Source organism: Kitasatospora sp. NPDC058063, from assembly GCF_042885395.1.
Classification (GTDB): domain Bacteria; phylum Actinomycetota; class Actinomycetes; order Streptomycetales; family Streptomycetaceae; genus Kitasatospora; species Kitasatospora lactacystinica.
In genome coordinates this window covers 73,503-88,291 of the sequence record NZ_JBHVSD010000028.1, presented here as the reverse complement: position 1 = coordinate 88,291, position 14,789 = coordinate 73,503, and the positions used below count along the sequence as shown (strand labels likewise).

Sequence of the window (14,789 nt, the reverse complement as noted above, 5' to 3'; positions counted from 1 at the left end):
CGTAAACCGCTCAAATCGGTGGTGCTTCGAACGCCGATGCGGGTACACAAGGTGACGGTCGCTCAGGTGTGTGGCGGCGCCCGTCCGACGCCGCCCCACCCCGTCCCCCGCGACCGGAGGAACAGCGGGCCGAGGAGCCCGTGGAAAGGCAAGGAGGCGTCCGTGACGCACGACTCGCGCACGCAGAACTCCCCCGGTGTCCGGCGGAGCATCCAGGACGTTCGAACCATCGCGATCCTCCGCCTCGGCATCGGCCTGATCGGCGTCCTGCTGCCGCCGGCCCTGCCGTTCGGCAACTGGCTGGCCGCCGAGGTGACGGGGCGCAGCACCGACGACTTCTGGCCGGGCTCGATGAGCGCCGCCTACTACACCGACACCCGGAACCTCTTCGTCGGCGGACTGTGCGCCCTCGGGGTGTTCCTGATCTGCTACCGCTTCGACCGCCGGGACGACCGCTGGAGCACGGCCGCCGGGTTCTTCGCGGTCGGGGTCGCGCTGTGCCCGACGGCCCCGGCGGGCGCCTCCGGCGTCCAGCGCACCGTCGGAGTGTTCCACCTGGTCTTCGCCGGCCTGCTGTTCGTCATGCTGGCACTGTTCTGCCTCCACTCCTTCCGCAATCCCCGTTCCACCCAGCCGGCCCGGGTGGGCACGGCCTACCTGGTGGCCGGGGTGGTGATCCTGGTCGCCCTGGCGCTCTCCGTCCTGGCCGGGGTGACGGGCCTCGGCTCGGGCTGGTCGGTGCGGCCGCTGTATCTGTGCGAGTGGCTGGCGACATGGGCCTTCGGCATCGCGTGGATCGGCGCCGCACTCGAACTGGCGGCGCACGGCCGGGGCGACGCCGGATCCGCCGCCGTCCCCCGTCAGCCGGGCGCCGCCGCGCTCGACCCTAAGCACCCGGAGGCGCGAGCCTGAGGCACCTGGAGGCACGGGCCCGAAGCACCCGGAGGCGCGGGCCTGAGGGCCCGTCATTCCGCCGCACCGGTCGACCGTTACCATGCGCACCATGGGCCGCCACCTCGGCGGTCACTGACGGACGCCCAGCAGCGGGAGAACGAGCATGGCGAACGAGATCCGGGCGGAGCGCGGTCCGCACGAGGATTACCCATCGGTGGACCTGCGGATGGACGTTCCGCACTCCGCCCGGGTCTACGACTACCTCATCGGCGGCAAGACCAACTTCGAGGCGGACCGGGTCGCGGCGCACGCCTCGGTGCAGGCCTGGCCGTCGCTGCCGATCTCGATGCGCACCACCCGCGACTTCATGCAGCGCTCGGTGCGCCGACTCGCCGAGCAGTACGGCGTGCGGCAGTTCCTCGACATCGGCACCGGCATCCCGACCTCGCCGAACCTGCACGAGATCGCCCAGGCGATCGCGCCCGGGGCCCGGGTCGGGTACGTGGACAACGACCCGATCGTGCTGACCCACGCACGGGCCCTGATGGACAGCACGCCCGAGGGCCGCACCTGTTACGTGGACGCCGACTTCCGCGACCCGGAGTCGATCATCAACAACCCCCGGCTGCGCGAGGTGCTCGACTTCTCGCAGCCGGTGGCGCTGTCGCTGATCGCGATCGTCCACTTCGTGCTGGACGAGGACGACCCGCAGGGCATCGTGCGCCGCTTCATGGACGCCCTGGCCCCCGGCAGCTTCCTCGCCCTGACGGTCTTCACGGGCGACACCGACCCGGTGGGCGTGGGTGGCGTCGGCCGCGAGTACAACGCGCGCGGCATCCCGCTCCAGATCCGCGACAAGGCCGAGGCCGAGGCGTTCTTCGAGGGCTACGAGCTGCTCGACCCGGGCGTCACGCTGGTGCACCACTGGCGGCCGGACGCCGACGCCCCGCCCGTCCGCGACCGGGACATCGCGATGTACGCGGGCGTGGCGGTCAAGCGCTGAGCCCCGGTCCTCGTGATCGAGTGCTGAATCGTTTCTGCGACGGGCCCGGCCGGCCGGGCCCGCTCCAGCAGGCCCGTCAAAGGCAGGACCGTTCCAGCAGGCCCGTCAAAGGCAGGCCCGTTCAGGCGGACACGGAGACCAGGCCCGCCTCGTAGGCCAGGATGACCAGCTGCACCCGGTCCCGGGCGTCGAGCTTGGCCAGCAGCCGTGTCATGTAGGTCTTGACGGTCGCGATGCTGAGCACCAGTTCGGCGGCGATCTCGGTGTTGGACAGACCCCGGCCGACCAGGGTGAGGATCTCCCGCTCGCGCCCGGTGATCGCCGCCAGCCGCCGCTCGGCCGCCACCGCAGCGGCGGCGGCAGGGGCGTGCCCACCGCCCCCGGGCCACTGCGGGCGGCCGGCGACGAACGCCCCGATCAGCCGCCGGGTGACGCCCGGCGCGATCAGCGCGTCCCCTGCGGCGACCACCCGCACCGCGCCGAGGATGTCGTCCAGCGCCATGTCCTTGACCAGGAAGCCGGACGCCCCCGCGTGCAGCGCCGCGTACACGTGCTCGTCCTCGTCGAAGGTGGTGAGCACCACCACCCGGGTCGGTCCGCCGTCGGCGGTCACCAGCCGGGTGGCCTCGATGCCGTCCATGCCCGGCATCCGGATGTCCATCACCACGACGTCCGGCCGCAGTTCGGCGGCCAGCCGGACGGCCTCCGCCCCGGTACCCGCCTCACCCACCACCTCGACGTCGTCCGTCTCCGCGATCACCATCTCCAGCGCGGCGCGCACCAACGGCTGGTCGTCCACCAGCACCACCCGGATCACGCGCCCGCCCCCTCGACCGGGACCGGCCCGGAGACCGACACCGGCACCGGCAGCCGGGCCGCCACCCGGAAGCCGCCGCCGGGCAGCGGCCCGGCCTCGAACTCCCCGCGCAGCAGGACGGCCCGCTCCCGCAGCCCGGCCAGCCCGAACCCGGCCCCGGGCGCCCGGCCCCGGCCCCGCCCCCGGTCGGTGACCTCGACGGACAGCTCCCCCGCCGTGCGGTGGTCCACCGTCACCACGCAGGCGTCCACGTCCGCGTGCCGCACCACGTTGGTGACCGATTCCTGGACGATCCGGAAGGCCGCCAGGTCGACCTCCGGCGGCAGCGGCCCCGGCTCGCCGTGCCGCCGGACCTCCACCCGCACCCCCGCCGCCGTGGTCGCCCCGGCCAGCCGGTCGAGGTCGGCCAGGCCCTGCGACAGCGTCGCCGAGGCCTCGCCGTCGGCCCGGCGCAGCGCGACCAGCATCCGGCGCAGCGCGGCCAGGGTCTCCCGCCCGGCGGCCTCGATCTCGCCCAGCGCCTGTGCGGCCCGCTCCGGCCGACGGTCGATCACCCGGCGGGCCGCACCGGCCTGGAGGGCGACGATGCCGAGGCTGTGCGCGACGGTGTCGTGCATCTCGCGGGCGATCCGCAGCCGTTCGGCGGTGACCGCCTCCTCGGCCGCCCGGGCGCTGAGCGCCTCGGCGTGCTCCCGGTTCTGCCGCACCGAACGGCCGACCAGCCAGGCGACCAGCGCGAGCAGCGCGGCGCCGTCGGCCGAGCCGATGTGGGTGCCGGTGAAGATGCCCACCGTGCTGCCGCGCACCAGGCCGATGTGCAGCACCAGGAAGACCATGACCAGCGCGAACGCGGCCCGGGAGCTGCGCCGGGGCCGGTCGGCGGTGATCAGGCAGAGCGCGGTGTCCACGGCCAGCAGCGCACCGGGCGGCACCTGGGCGCCGCCGGCCCAGCCGTCGGTCTCGGTGAACGCGGCGACCAGCAGCAGGGCGACCGAGAGCACCGGCAGCCGCCGCACCAGCGCCGCGCCCGTGAAGGCGAGCAGCGTGTCGGCCAGGGTGAACGCCCAGCCGCCGTGCGCGGCGGCGCCGGGGTGCTGCGCGGCGTCGCCGCCGAGCCGTACGGCGGGGTAGCCGGCGGCCGCGCACCAGGCGAGAGCGACCCAGACCTCGGGCGGGACGCGCCGGAACAGCGGCGGGGAGGGGGTCGAGGGCATGGTTCGAGATCGTAGCGACGGCCGCCGCCCGCCGTCATCCAACCCTGGCTGTACGACCGCGGGTGACCTGCGGTGTCGACGCCGGTCCGATGCGGCCGGCCGGTTCCCCCGGGCACCGTGGAACCCATGATCGAAGTCACCGAACTGACGAAGCGCTACGGCCGCGGCCGGCACGTCCGCACCGCCGTCGACCGCCTCTCCTTCACCGTCCGGCCGGGCCTGGTCACCGGCTTCCTCGGCCCCAACGGCGCCGGGAAGTCCACCACCCTGCGACTGGTCCTCGGCCTGGGCGACCCCAGCTCCGGCACCGTCACCGTCGACGGCCGGCCGTTCCGCGGCAGGCCGCGCGGCCTGCGGCACGCCGGTGCGCTGCTCGACGCGGGCGACGCGCACGGCGGGCGCACCGGCCGGGCCCACCTGCGGGCGCTGGCCCGCGCCAACGCGATCCCGGCCGCGCGGGTCGAGCAGGTGCTGGAGGAGGTCGGGCTCGCCGCGGCGGCCGGGCGGCGGATCGGCGGCTACTCACTGGGTATGAAGCAGCGTCTGGGCATCGCCGGCGCGCTGCTCGGCGACCCGCCGGTGCTGCTGTTCGACGAGCCGCTGAACGGGCTGGACCCGGAGGGCGTGCTCTGGGTGCGCGGGCTGTTCCGGCGGCTCGCGGACGAGGGCCGCACGGTCTTCGTCTCCAGCCACATGATGGCCGAGATGGAGCACACCGCCGACCACCTGGTGGTGATCGGACGCGGCCGGCTGCTCGCCGACGAGAGCCTCACCGGGTTCGCCGCCCGGACCGGCCGGTCCGCCGTCACCGTCCGGTCCGCCGAACCCGACCGGCTGGCGGCCGTGTTGACGGCGGCGGGCGCGGCCGTGCGGCCCGGCCCGGACGGCACCCTCGCGGTGACCGGCCTGGACGCCACCCGGATCGGTGAACTCGCCCTGGAACAACGCCTGTTGCTGCAAGCCCTGACCACCCGGGGCGCCTCCCTGGAGGAGGCGTTCATGGACCTGACCGCCGACAGCGTCGAATACCTCGCCGGAGAGCCCCGATGAGCACCCTGCCCACCCGCACCGCCGCCGAGCCCACCCGCACCGCCGCCGAGCCCACCGGCACCGCCACCGAGCCCGGCCGCACCGCCACCGAGCCGCGCGCCCGCTTCGGCGACCTGCTGGCCGCCGAGTGGATCAAGCTCTGGTCACTGCGCTCGATCCCCTGGGTGCTCGGCCTCGGCGCCCTGGCGAGCATCGCCGCCAACCTCAAGTCCGCGGTGTACACCCGCGACCACTGGACGCCGGGCGAGGGCGATCCGGCGGTCATGGCGCAGACCGCGCTGAACGACGCCTTCAACCTCGCCTCCGCCGACATCCTGCTGCTGGTCGCGGGCGGCCTCGGGGCGATCGTCATCGCGGGCGAGTACGCGACCGGGCTGATCCGCACCACCCTGGCGGCCGTGCCCGACCGCCGGGCGGTGATCCTCGCCAAGGCCTGCGTGCTGGCCGCCGTGCTGTTCGGCTACGGGGTGCTCACCGTCGGCGTCTCCTTCGGCGGGAGTCAGGCGATCCTGGCCGGGACCGGCTTCGGACAGTCCGTCACCGACCCGGCCGCGCTGCGGTACGTCGCGGCGGCGGTGCTGTTCGGCCCGGTCTGCGCCCTGGTCGGGCTCGGCCTCGGCACCCTGATCCGGCACAGCGCGGGCGCCGTGGTGGGCACCGTCGTGGTGCTGTTCTTCCTCCCCTCGCTGGTCACCGAGCGCTACCGTTGGAGCGCCGACCTGCTGCACGCCCTGCCGATGCCCGCCTGGCAGCGGCTGGCCCGGACCACCCTGGCGGGAATGCGCCCGTCCGAGTACCCGGCCACCGTCACGGGCGCCTGGGTCACCTTCGCCGTGTGGTCGCTGGCCTCGGTGGCGGTCGCCGCGGCCGCGGTCCACCGCCGGGACCACTGACGGCCGGGAGGGCTCCCCGGGGCGGAAGGCCCGCAGCGAAGAGCCCCGCAGTGGAACGCCCCGCAGTGGAGTGGCCCGCAGCGGAGAGCCCCGCACCGGAAGGCCCCGAACGGAGGCGCTCAGAACGCCGCGATGCTCCCCGGCGCCCGCTCGGCCCGGCTGAGCGCCCGCAGCACCGCCGCCCGGCCGTGCCGCCGGGCGGCCAGCCGGGTCAGCAGAACGACGACGGACTCGAAGGCCTCCGGCGGGAGTTCGGGGCCCGGCACTCCGACGCTGACCGCCAGGTCGTCGCCGTGGACGGCCAGTTCCATCGTCCGGGTGGCCAGCAGGTCGTCCAGGGTGAGCGACCACGGACCCCAGAACGGCAGCCGGACCGGCCGGGTGCCGTCCGCCGCCGCGAGCGTGCCCGCGAGCTCCGGCAGCACGGCGGCCAGCCGACGGTGCAGCGCGGCCGGACCGTCGGCCGCGAAGGCCTCGCTGCCCTGCCGGATCCGCACGTTGACGTCCGCGTCGAGCGCGGCACCGACCCAGGCCGAGCGGGCGTAGTGCTCCAGCAGGCCGATCACCGGCTCGGCCGGCACGGCGGCGGCCAGCAGCTCCGGCAGGCAGAGGACCTGGTAGGCCAGGTGCCCGGCCAGCCCGCCGACGCTCCACCGCGCCAGCGCGCTCGGCCGCTGCCAGGCCCCGGCCACCTCCGGGCGGCGCAGGAGCTCCTCGGCCGTACCGGCGGCGGCCAGGAAGTCCCTCCGGGCGCCCGTCACGGCCCGTTCCCCACTCGCGGCCCGGCGGCCCGGAAGCCGCCCCGGCCCGAGGCCATGTCGGCGACCGCCACCAGCAGCGCCGTCAGCACCAGCCCGGCCGCCACCGTCACGCCCAGCTGGAAGGCCAGCGCCCAGTCCGGGCGGGGGCCGGCCGCGTGGGCGAAGAACACCGAGCCGACGACGGCGATGCCCACCGCCGAGCCGACCCGCTGCGCGGTCTGCATCACCCCGCCCGCGCTGCCCGCCCGGGCCACCGGCACCTGCTGGAGGGTCAGCGTCTGGTTCGGGGCGATCACCAGCCCGCTGCCCACCCCGGCGACCAGCAGCGGCAGCGCCGTTGTCCAGCCCACCCGGGGCCCCGACCACAGCTGCACCGCCAGCGCCGAGGCCAGCAGCCCGGCCAGCACCAGCACCAGTCCGGCCACCACCAGCCGCCGCCCCAGCCGGCTCACCAGGCGCCCGCCCACCGCCGCGGACACCCCCGAGCCGACCGCGAACGGCGTGATCGCCAGGCCCGCCGTCAGCGCCGAGTAGTGCAGGCCCGCCTGGAGGTAGAGCGTGAAGATGAAGAAGATCGCGGTGAACCCGGCGAAGTACACCAGCGACAGCAGCGTGCCCGCCGCGTACGGCCGCACCGCGAACAGCGCCATGCTCACCAGCGGTTCGCGCCGCCGCCCGTAGTGCAGTTCCCAGCCGGCGAAGGCCGCGAGCAGCACCGCCGCCAGCGGCAGCAGCAGCCAGCGGGCCGAGCCGTGCCACTGCTGCGCCTGGACGAACGGCAGCAGCAGCGCGACCGTCCCGGCGCCGAGCAGCAGCACGCCTACCGGGTCGAAGTCCCGGTGCCCGGCCCGCTGGTCGGCGGGCGGGGGCGCCGGGAGCAGCCGGCGGGCGATCGGCAGCAGGGCGACGCCGATCGGCAGGTTGACCAGGAACACCCAGCGCCAGCCGTCCTGCGGGCCGACCAGGTGGATCAGCAGCCCTCCGAGCAGCGGCCCCACCGCGGTGGACAGCCCGATGGTGGCGCCGAGCGCGCCGAAGGCCCGGCCGCGCTCGGCGCCCTGGAACAGCACCTGGATGAAGCCGGACACCTGCGGCACCAGCACCCCGCCGGCCGCGCCCTGGAACAGCCGGGCCAGCACCAGCCACTCCTGGCTCTGCGCCGCCCCGGCGAGCGCGCTGGCCACGGTGAACAGCGCCAGCCCGGCGAGGAAGACGGCCCGTCGGCTGCGCGCGTCGCCAAGCCGCCCGGCGGGCACCAGCACCAGTCCGAAGGCCAGCGCGTAGCCGCTGAGCACCCACTGCAGGCCGCTGTCGGACATGTGCAGCCCGGCCCGTACCGTCGGCAGGGCGACGTTGACGATGCTGACGTCCAGCAGGGTCATGAAGCCGGCGACCAGGCAGACGGTGAGCGCCCGCCAGCGCCGGGTGGCGGCCCGGGCGCCCACGGCGGTGGCGCCGGGCCGGGGCGGGTGCACGCTGCTGCGCGGGGGGTCGGCGTTCATGGGGAGCCTCTTCCCGGGGCCGGGGCGTCCGGGTCGGTGGATGATCTCCGGTCGGCTTCGTTCGGCCCGTCGTCGGTCGGCTTCGTTCGGCCCATCGTCGCCCGGGCCTCCCGGGGCCGCCACCCGGGCCACCGCTCGCGCCCCCGCTCGCGCCCCCGCTCGCGCCCCCGCCCGGCCCGGCACTCGGCCCGGCACTCGGGGGCGCCGCCCGGGCCGCCGCCGCCCGTCCTCACCCGAACGGCCGAACCGGATCGCGACCGCCGTCCGCACCCCGGAGGCTGACGGCATGACCGTCGCCACCGAGACCCCGCCCTCCGCCCCTCCGGTGCTGGACGTCCGGCAGCGGAACGTCGTCTTCGCCACCATCGTGCTCGGCATGCTGCTGGCCGCCCTCGACCAGACCATCGTCGGCACCGCCCTGCCCACCATCGTCGCGGACCTCGGCGGAGCCGCGCACATGTCCTGGGTGGTGACCTCCTACCTGCTGGCCGAGACGGTGGCCACCGTGCTGGCCGGCAAGTTCGGCGACCTGTACGGGCGCAAGCTGCTGTTCCAGGTCTCGGCGATCGTCTTCGTCGGCGGCTCGTTCCTGTGCGGTCTGGCCACCGACATGACCCTGCTGATCACCTGGCGCGCCGTGCAGGGCTTCGGCGCGGGCGGCCTGATGGTCACCTCCATGGCGCTGATCGCGGACGTCATCCCGCTGCGCGAGCGCGGCAAGTACCAGGGCGCGATCGGTGCGGTGTTCGGCGTGGCCACGGTGATCGGGCCGCTGCTGGGCGGGCTGTTCACCGACCACCTGTCCTGGCGCTGGGCGTTCTACGTCAACGTGCCGATCGCGGTCGTGGTGGTCCTCCTGGCCGCCCGGACCATCCCCTCGGTCCGCTCGGCGACCCGCCCGGTCGTCGACTACCTGGGCATCGTGCTGGTCGCGGTCGGCGCCGGCGCGCTGATCCTGGCGACCAGTTGGGGCGGCAACCAGTACGCCTGGAGCTCCGGGGTGATCATCGGCCTGTTCGTCGGCGGCGCGCTGGCGCTCGGCCTGTTCTGCTGGGTGGAGACCCGGGCCGTCGAACCGATGCTGCCGATGCGGCTGTTCCGCAACCCGGTGTTCACGGTCTGCTCGGTGCTCAGCTTCATCGTCGGCTTCGCCATGCTCGGCGCGCTGACCTTCCTGCCGACCTTCCTCCAGTACGTGGACGGCGACTCGGCGACCGTCTCCGGCGTGCGGACGCTGCCGATGGTGATCGGTCTGCTGATCGCCTCGATCGCCAGCGGCAACGCGGTCAGCAAGACCGGGAAGTACCGGGTGTTCCCGATCGTCGGCACGGCGGTGATGGCGCTCGGCCTCTACCTGCTCTCCCGGCTGGAGCCCGACACCGGCTCCGCACTGGCCTCGCTCTACATGTTCGTGCTCGGCGTCGGCATCGGGCTGAGCATGCAGGTGCTCACCATCGCCGTGCAGAACACCGTCGACTACGCCGACCTCGGCACCGCCACCTCCGGGGTGACCTTCTTCCGCACCATCGGCAGCTCCTTCGGCACCGCGGTGTTCGGCACCATCTACGCCAACAGCCTGCAGACCGAACTCGCCGAGGGGATCGCCACCGCCGCCCGGCTGACCGGCGCCGACCCGGCCGTGCTCAGCCAGGCCGCGCAGAGCCCCCAGGGCCTGCACCAACTGCCCGCCGACCAGGCCGCGCCGATCGTCCAGGCCTACTCCGACGCCCTGCACACCGTGTACCTGTGGACCATCCCGGTGGCCGTGGTCGGCTTCGTGGTGGCGCTCTTCCTCAAACAGGTGCAGCTGCGCGACACCGCCCGGGCGGGCTCCACCGACATGGGCGAGGCCTTCGCCCAGCCGACCACCGCCGACTCCGACCCGCACCTGGAGTACTCGGTCTGCCGGATCGTGCGCGGGGTGGACCTCGACGCCGTCCGGACGATCGTCGCCGGCGCCGGCGCCCGGGTGGACCTGGCCGGGGCCTGGGCGCTGATGGAGGTGGCCGGCCACACCAGGGCCGTCGGCCACGCCTCGCTCGACCTCATCGCCGCCCGCAAGCGGGTGCCGCCCGAGGTGCTGGAGCCGGTCTTCGACCGGATGGCCGCCGAGGGCTACCTCCTGCGCGAGGGCGACGCCCTCTCCCCCACCGAGGCCGGCACCCACGAGGTCCGCACCCTCGCCCACGCCTGGTCCGACTGGCTCAACGCCCGCCTCGACGCCGACGCCGGCCGCCCCCGCAGCCCCCAACTGCGCGCCGCCGCCGACGCCATCGCCTGGCGCCTCCTGGTCGAGGACCTCACCAACGGCCTCCCCGCCCACGCCCGCCCCAAGGACGACGCGAAGGTCTAGCCCTACAGCCGGGAGGTGTCGAGCTCCAGGTCGAAGGGCGCCGGGAGGGGAACGGGCGTGCCGAAGGGGTGCGGCCCGCTCTCTGCGGCGTAGCCGAGACGGGTCGGCTCGCTGTACAGGGTGCAGCTGCGGTTCTGCCGGTCGATGAGGAGGTAGAACGGGGCGCCGTACTGACCGTAGCGGCGGCGCTTGACGACGCGGTCGGTCTCCGCGTTCGACGGAGAACTGACCTCGACGATCAGGAGGGTCTGATCGGGCAGCAGCGCGCCCTCGGTCTTCATCGCGAGTTCGGCGGGCACGATGGCCAGATCCGGGATGTACCAGTTCTCGCTACCGGGCAGATCGAGATTGCCGGAACCGGACACCAGGTCGAGTTCGTCCATCCGAGGCCCGAGCTGACGACGGACGAACTCGGCAGCGGACTCGTGCGCCCATGACGGCGACATAGGGGTGATGACTCCCTCGATGATCTCGGTCCGGTCGCCCGCGATGTGCCGGATCGCATACTTCAACGCCTTCTCGGGGTCGCTGACGGTGCTGTAGTCGCCAGGGACATGGGGTGCCGTACTCACAACGTGTCTCCTTCCTCCGTGATTCTCCCTCAGACCATGCCACCGTCCGGCCGACCGACCGGAATTGGACGTGCCGTGACCGCTCATGTCCGTGGGTTTCCGGTTCGCAGAGCGTTCTGCGCCCCCGCCCGGGAACGGGCGGGGGCGGCGGCGGTGGTGGGGTCAGCGGGAGGCTTCCGCCGGGACCGGGGCGGGGGCGGTGCGGCGGGAGGAGAAGGCGATCACGGCGAGGCTGGCGAGGGCGAGGGCGGTCACCGCCGAGAGCATCACGGTGTAGGAGGCCAGGGAGGAGAGCGCCGCGAGCACGGCGGGCAGCAGGAAGCCGGAGTAGCAGAGGGCGTAGTAGACGCCGGTGATGCCGGCCAGGTCGTCGGGGGTGACGAGGCGCTGGATCTCCAGCAGCCCGGAGACGACGCCGATGCCGTAGGCGGCGCCGAGGAGGACCGCCCCACCGAGGCCGAGCAGCGGGGAGCGCACCGCCGCGTCGCCGGCGCAGACGGCCATGCCGCAGGCCATCAGCACCATGGAGACGACGACGCCGCGCGCCGAGTTCAGCGAGTCCAGGCGCTTGGCGAGGGGCTGGACCAGGGCGCCGGTGCCGAGGGTGAGGACGGTCAGCAGGGTCGCGTAGGCCAGCGACCAGTCGCCGAGCCGGTCGCCGACCAGCTGCGGGGTCACCGCGTACGCGACGCCGGCCGAGCCGAACACCCACGGGGCCATCGGCAGGACCACCCGCAGGAAGCGCCGGTGCCCGGCCGCCGGGACCTTGAGGTCGGCCCAGAGGCTGCGGACGGCGGCCGAGCGGGCCCGGGTCTCGACGGCCTTCGGGAGCAGGAACAGCGCGGGCAGGGTGACCAGCAGGTGGGCGAGGTACGGGGTGACCATCGGCCAGGGGCCCCACTGGGCGAGCGCGCCGGCCACGCCGGCGCCGAGGCCGAAGCCGACGGTGAGGGCGAGGGAGGCACGGCGGGCGCCGGCGCCCTGGTCGGCGGCCGGGTCGTGCGGGGCCTGGGAGAGCTCCTTGACCCAGCTGGTGCCGACGGCCATCGCGATGCCGACGGCTGTGCCGGTGAGGAACCGCCCGGCGTAGATGGGGAGTTCGCCCGTGACGCCGCCGCACAGCACACCGCTGGCGGCGAGCGAGGCGACGACCGCGCCGATCATCAGCGGACGGCGCCCGTAGCGGTCCGAGGCCGCGCCGCCGACCAGCAGTCCGGGGACCAGCCCGAGGACGTAGGCCCCCAGGAAGGCGTCGACGGTGACCTCGGAGTAGCCGCCGAGGTGGCGGTACATCAGCAGCAGCGGGGTGAACTGGTTGCCGCCCCAGCCGCAGCAGAGCATGGCCAGGGCCGCGACCAGCCAGGGCCTCCCCCGATCGGTGGGCGCGACGGGACCGGCGGACGGTGGCCGGGTGGTGCTCATGGTGGTGCTGCTCCTTGTCGGATGGTGGTCCCGGCGGTCCGTCGGGGTGCGCGGCCGTCGCCGCGCGGGGGAAGAGAGGGAGGAGTGGCTCGGCGGTGCGGTGGCTCAGCGGTGCGCGTCCAGGTGGGCGCGCAGCGCCTCGGTGAAGCCGGCGGCGTCGCGGGCCGCGATGCGCTCGACCAGCGCGGTGTGCTCCTCGACCAGCGCGGCCAGCCGCTGCGGCCGCCGCTCCGGCCGCACCTGGAGCAACTGCACGGCCATCCGCCGCTGGCGGTCGCGCAGCGTCTCGTAGAAGCGCTCGGCGAGCGCGTTGCCGGAGGCCGTCACGATGCCCCGGTGGAAGGCCTCGTCGGCGTCGGCGAAGGCGCCGAGGTCGGCCCGGCGGGCGGGTTCGCGCTGCTGGTCGATCAGGTCGGTCAGCTGCCGCAGCAGGTCGTCGAGCGGCTCGGCGCGGCGGGTGATCCGGCGTACCGCGGTGCTCTCCAGCGCCTCGCGCAGCTCCAGCACGTCCTCGGCCTCGCCGGGGCCGACCGGCACCACGACGGCTCCGCGCTTGGGGAAGAGCTGGAGCAGTCCTTCGGCCTGGAGCCGCAGGAAGGCCTCCCGGACCGGGGTGCGGCTGAGCGAGGTGCGCTCGGCGATCTCGCCCTCGCTGATCAGCGTCCCGCCGGGGAGGCCGCCGCCGAGGATGAGGTCCTTGGTCAGTTCGTACGCGCGGTCCGCGGCCGGGACGCGGGCGGGGACCGGGACGCGGGCGGGAGGCGGGGTGTCGGCCATGGACCACACCGTAGCACCATAGATGCAAGCTTAGATGCAAGGCTCCGGACAGGGCCGCCCGCAGGACGGAGCATCGGTTTCCGTACTGCTCAGGGCCGGAAGAATGCGCTTTCTCACCCCCTCCGCAGGACCGAGGATGGGCGGGGCCAACCAGCTCCTCGGGAGGAAAGCCGTGTCCCCTGTGTCGCCAGCCCTGTCGCCCGTCGACCCGGGCCTGCTGCCGCTCACCGCCGAGTTCCGCCCCGAGGGCCTGTCCGTCGGCGGGGTGCTCCTGGACGAGGCGGCCCGCCGGTACGGCACGCCGCTGTTCGTCTACGACGAGGAGCACCTGCGCCGCCGCTGCCGCGAGGCGGTGGCCGCCTTCGGCCGGGGCAACGTCGCCTACGCCTCCAAGGCCTTCCTGTGCACCGCGATGGCCCGCCTGGCCGCCGAGGAGGGCCTGCTGCTGGACGTCGCCTCCGGCGGCGAACTGCGCACCGCCCTGTACGCCGGGGTCGACCCGGACCGGATCGTGCTGCACGGCAACAACAAGGACGAGGCCGAACTGCGCACCGCGCTCACCGTCGGCCTGCGCCACATCGTGGTGGACAGCTTCGACGAGCTGGACCGGATCGAACGGCTGCACCACGAGGAGGGCCTGCCCCCGGCCCGGATCCAGCTGCGGGTGGCGCCCGGCGTCGCGGCCGGCGCCCACCAGGCCATCCGGACCGGCGGCCACGACTCCAAGTTCGGCTTCGGCCTGGCCGACGGCGCCGCCGCGGCCGCGGTGCGCCGGGCCGGGGCCTGCGCCGCCGTACGGCTGGAGGGCGTCCACGCCCACGTCGGGTCTCAGGTGCTGGACCCGGCCGAGCTGGCCGACGGCGCCGCCGCGGTGGCCCGGTTCGCGGTGGAGCACGGCCTGCGCCGGCTGACCGTCGGCGGCGGCCTGGGCGTGGCGTACCTGGGCGGGCAGAGCGCCCCCTCCTTCGCGGACTGGGCCGAGCGGGTCCGCGCGGCGGTGCGCGGCGCCGGCTGGAACGGCCCGGTGGGCGTCGAGCCCGGCCGGTCGATAGCCGCCCGGGCCGGGCTGACCCTGTACCGGGTCGGCACCGTCAAGCGGATCGAGGGCGTGCGCACCTACGTCAGCGTGGACGGCGGGATGAGCGACAACCTGCGCCCCGCCCTGTACGGCGCCCGCTACGAGGCCTTCCTGCCGCGCTGCCCCGAGGCGCCCCGCCCGCGGCGCGCCCGGCTGGTCGGCAAGCACTGCGAGAGCGGCGACGTGATCATCGACGACGCCGCGCTCCCCGCCGACCTCCGGGTCGGCGACCTGCTGGCGACCCCGGTGACCGGCGCCTACGGCTACGCCATGGCGTCCAACTACAACAAGCTGCCGCGGCCCGCCGTGGTCTTCGTCCGCGACGGCGAGGCCCGCGTGGTGGTGCGCCGGGAGACCGAGCACGACCTGCTCCGGCTGGACACCGCCGCCGACGGGACGGCGCGACCGACCGGGGAACCGGTGGCCGCCCTCCCGGCGCACACGGCCTAACCT

At 74.7% G+C, this 14,789-nt stretch carries 13 protein-coding genes; 6 read left to right on the top strand and 7 right to left on the bottom strand.

Annotation, left to right across the window (positions count from 1 at the left end; genetic code table 11):
• Positions 1–162: 162 nt before the first annotated feature.
• Together ACFVUY_RS35800 and ACFVUY_RS35795 are read left to right on the top strand one after the other, a co-directional pair.
• Positions 163–912 carry a hypothetical protein gene (locus ACFVUY_RS35800; protein WP_387736401.1) on the top strand — a complete coding sequence of 250 codons (750 nt, stop codon included), beginning with the start codon at positions 163–165 and terminating at the stop codon, positions 910–912.
• A gap of 145 nt (positions 913–1,057) precedes the next feature.
• The gene (locus ACFVUY_RS35795) at positions 1,058–1,897 is read left to right on the top strand and encodes an SAM-dependent methyltransferase (protein WP_387693533.1); all 840 of its coding nucleotides are present in this window, start codon (positions 1,058–1,060) and stop codon (positions 1,895–1,897) included.
• A gap of 121 nt (positions 1,898–2,018) precedes the next feature.
• On the opposite strand, the gene ACFVUY_RS35790 is transcribed toward ACFVUY_RS35795, so the two are convergent.
• Together ACFVUY_RS35790 and ACFVUY_RS35785 are read right to left on the bottom strand one after the other, a co-directional pair.
• The gene (locus tag ACFVUY_RS35790; RefSeq protein WP_387693571.1) at positions 2,019–2,660 is read right to left on the bottom strand and encodes a response regulator; all 642 of its coding nucleotides are present in this window, start codon (positions 2,658–2,660) and stop codon (positions 2,019–2,021) included.
• Between the two features lie 50 nt (positions 2,661–2,710).
• Positions 2,711–3,928, bottom strand: coding sequence for a sensor histidine kinase (locus ACFVUY_RS35785; protein ID WP_387736400.1), 1,218 nt, complete (start codon positions 3,926–3,928; stop codon positions 2,711–2,713).
• Positions 3,929–4,054: 126 nt separating this feature from the next.
• Between ACFVUY_RS35785 and ACFVUY_RS35780 the strand changes: the two genes are divergently transcribed.
• Both ACFVUY_RS35780 and ACFVUY_RS35775 read left to right on the top strand, forming a co-directional pair.
• Positions 4,055–4,978 (top strand): ATP-binding cassette domain-containing protein, encoded by a 924-nt coding sequence (locus ACFVUY_RS35780; RefSeq protein ID WP_387736399.1) that lies wholly within the window; start codon positions 4,055–4,057, stop codon positions 4,976–4,978.
• Positions 4,975–5,871 (top strand): ABC transporter permease subunit, encoded by an 897-nt coding sequence (locus ACFVUY_RS35775; protein ID WP_387736398.1) that lies wholly within the window; start codon positions 4,975–4,977, stop codon positions 5,869–5,871. Before ACFVUY_RS35780 ends, ACFVUY_RS35775 begins: the two co-directional genes overlap by 4 nt.
• Before the next feature lie 119 nt (positions 5,872–5,990).
• Here the strand turns inward: ACFVUY_RS35775 and ACFVUY_RS35770 are convergent, their stop codons facing one another.
• A complete protein-coding gene (locus ACFVUY_RS35770) occupies positions 5,991–6,632 on the bottom strand; it encodes a maleylpyruvate isomerase N-terminal domain-containing protein (RefSeq protein WP_387736397.1) in 642 nt (213 codons plus the stop codon).
• On the bottom strand, positions 6,629–8,134 hold the full coding sequence (locus ACFVUY_RS35765; RefSeq protein ID WP_387693528.1) for an MFS transporter: 1,506 nt from the start codon (positions 8,132–8,134) through the stop codon (positions 6,629–6,631). Before ACFVUY_RS35765 ends, ACFVUY_RS35770 begins: the two co-directional genes overlap by 4 nt.
• 286 nt (positions 8,135–8,420) lie before the next feature.
• Between ACFVUY_RS35765 and ACFVUY_RS35760 the strand changes: the two genes are divergently transcribed.
• Positions 8,421–10,487 (top strand): MDR family MFS transporter, encoded by a 2,067-nt coding sequence (locus ACFVUY_RS35760; protein WP_387736396.1) that lies wholly within the window; start codon positions 8,421–8,423, stop codon positions 10,485–10,487.
• A 2-nt stretch (positions 10,488–10,489) separates the two neighbouring features.
• Here ACFVUY_RS35760 and ACFVUY_RS35755 read toward each other — a convergent pair whose 3' ends face one another.
• From ACFVUY_RS35755 to ACFVUY_RS35745, 3 genes are all read right to left on the bottom strand, one after another.
• Entirely contained in the window at positions 10,490–11,059 is a 570-nt protein-coding gene (locus tag ACFVUY_RS35755; protein WP_387693526.1) for a Uma2 family endonuclease, read from the bottom strand.
• 162 nt (positions 11,060–11,221) lie between these two features.
• The gene (locus ACFVUY_RS35750) at positions 11,222–12,481 is read right to left on the bottom strand and encodes an MFS transporter (RefSeq protein ID WP_387736395.1); all 1,260 of its coding nucleotides are present in this window, start codon (positions 12,479–12,481) and stop codon (positions 11,222–11,224) included.
• A gap of 105 nt (positions 12,482–12,586) precedes the next feature.
• Positions 12,587–13,258 (bottom strand): GntR family transcriptional regulator, encoded by a 672-nt coding sequence (locus tag ACFVUY_RS35745; RefSeq protein WP_387693525.1) that lies wholly within the window; start codon positions 13,256–13,258, stop codon positions 12,587–12,589.
• 172 nt (positions 13,259–13,430) lie between these two features.
• On the opposite strand from ACFVUY_RS35745, the gene lysA reads away from it, so the two are divergent.
• On the top strand, positions 13,431–14,786 hold the full coding sequence (gene lysA / locus ACFVUY_RS35740) for a diaminopimelate decarboxylase (protein ID WP_387736394.1): 1,356 nt from the start codon (positions 13,431–13,433) through the stop codon (positions 14,784–14,786).
• Positions 14,787–14,789: the final 3 nt, after the last annotated feature.

Excerpts from the sequence above, each read along its gene's own strand:
- ACFVUY_RS35795 (WP_387693533.1), top strand. The coding sequence starts at position 1,058 with ATGGCGAACGAGATCCGGGCGGAGCGCGGTCCGCACGAGGATTACCCA.
- ACFVUY_RS35790 (WP_387693571.1), bottom strand. The coding sequence starts at position 2,660 with ATGGTGATCGCGGAGACGGACGACGTCGAGGTGGTGGGTGAGGCGGGT.
- ACFVUY_RS35785 (WP_387736400.1), bottom strand. The coding sequence starts at position 3,928 with ATGCCCTCGACCCCCTCCCCGCCGCTGTTCCGGCGCGTCCCGCCCGAG.
- ACFVUY_RS35780 (WP_387736399.1), top strand. The coding sequence starts at position 4,055 with ATGATCGAAGTCACCGAACTGACGAAGCGCTACGGCCGCGGCCGGCAC.
- ACFVUY_RS35775 (WP_387736398.1), top strand. The coding sequence starts at position 4,975 with ATGAGCACCCTGCCCACCCGCACCGCCGCCGAGCCCACCCGCACCGCC.
- ACFVUY_RS35765 (WP_387693528.1), bottom strand. The coding sequence starts at position 8,134 with ATGAACGCCGACCCCCCGCGCAGCAGCGTGCACCCGCCCCGGCCCGGC.
- ACFVUY_RS35760 (WP_387736396.1), top strand. The coding sequence starts at position 8,421 with ATGACCGTCGCCACCGAGACCCCGCCCTCCGCCCCTCCGGTGCTGGAC.
- ACFVUY_RS35750 (WP_387736395.1), bottom strand. The coding sequence starts at position 12,481 with ATGAGCACCACCCGGCCACCGTCCGCCGGTCCCGTCGCGCCCACCGAT.
- ACFVUY_RS35745 (WP_387693525.1), bottom strand. The coding sequence starts at position 13,258 with ATGGCCGACACCCCGCCTCCCGCCCGCGTCCCGGTCCCCGCCCGCGTC.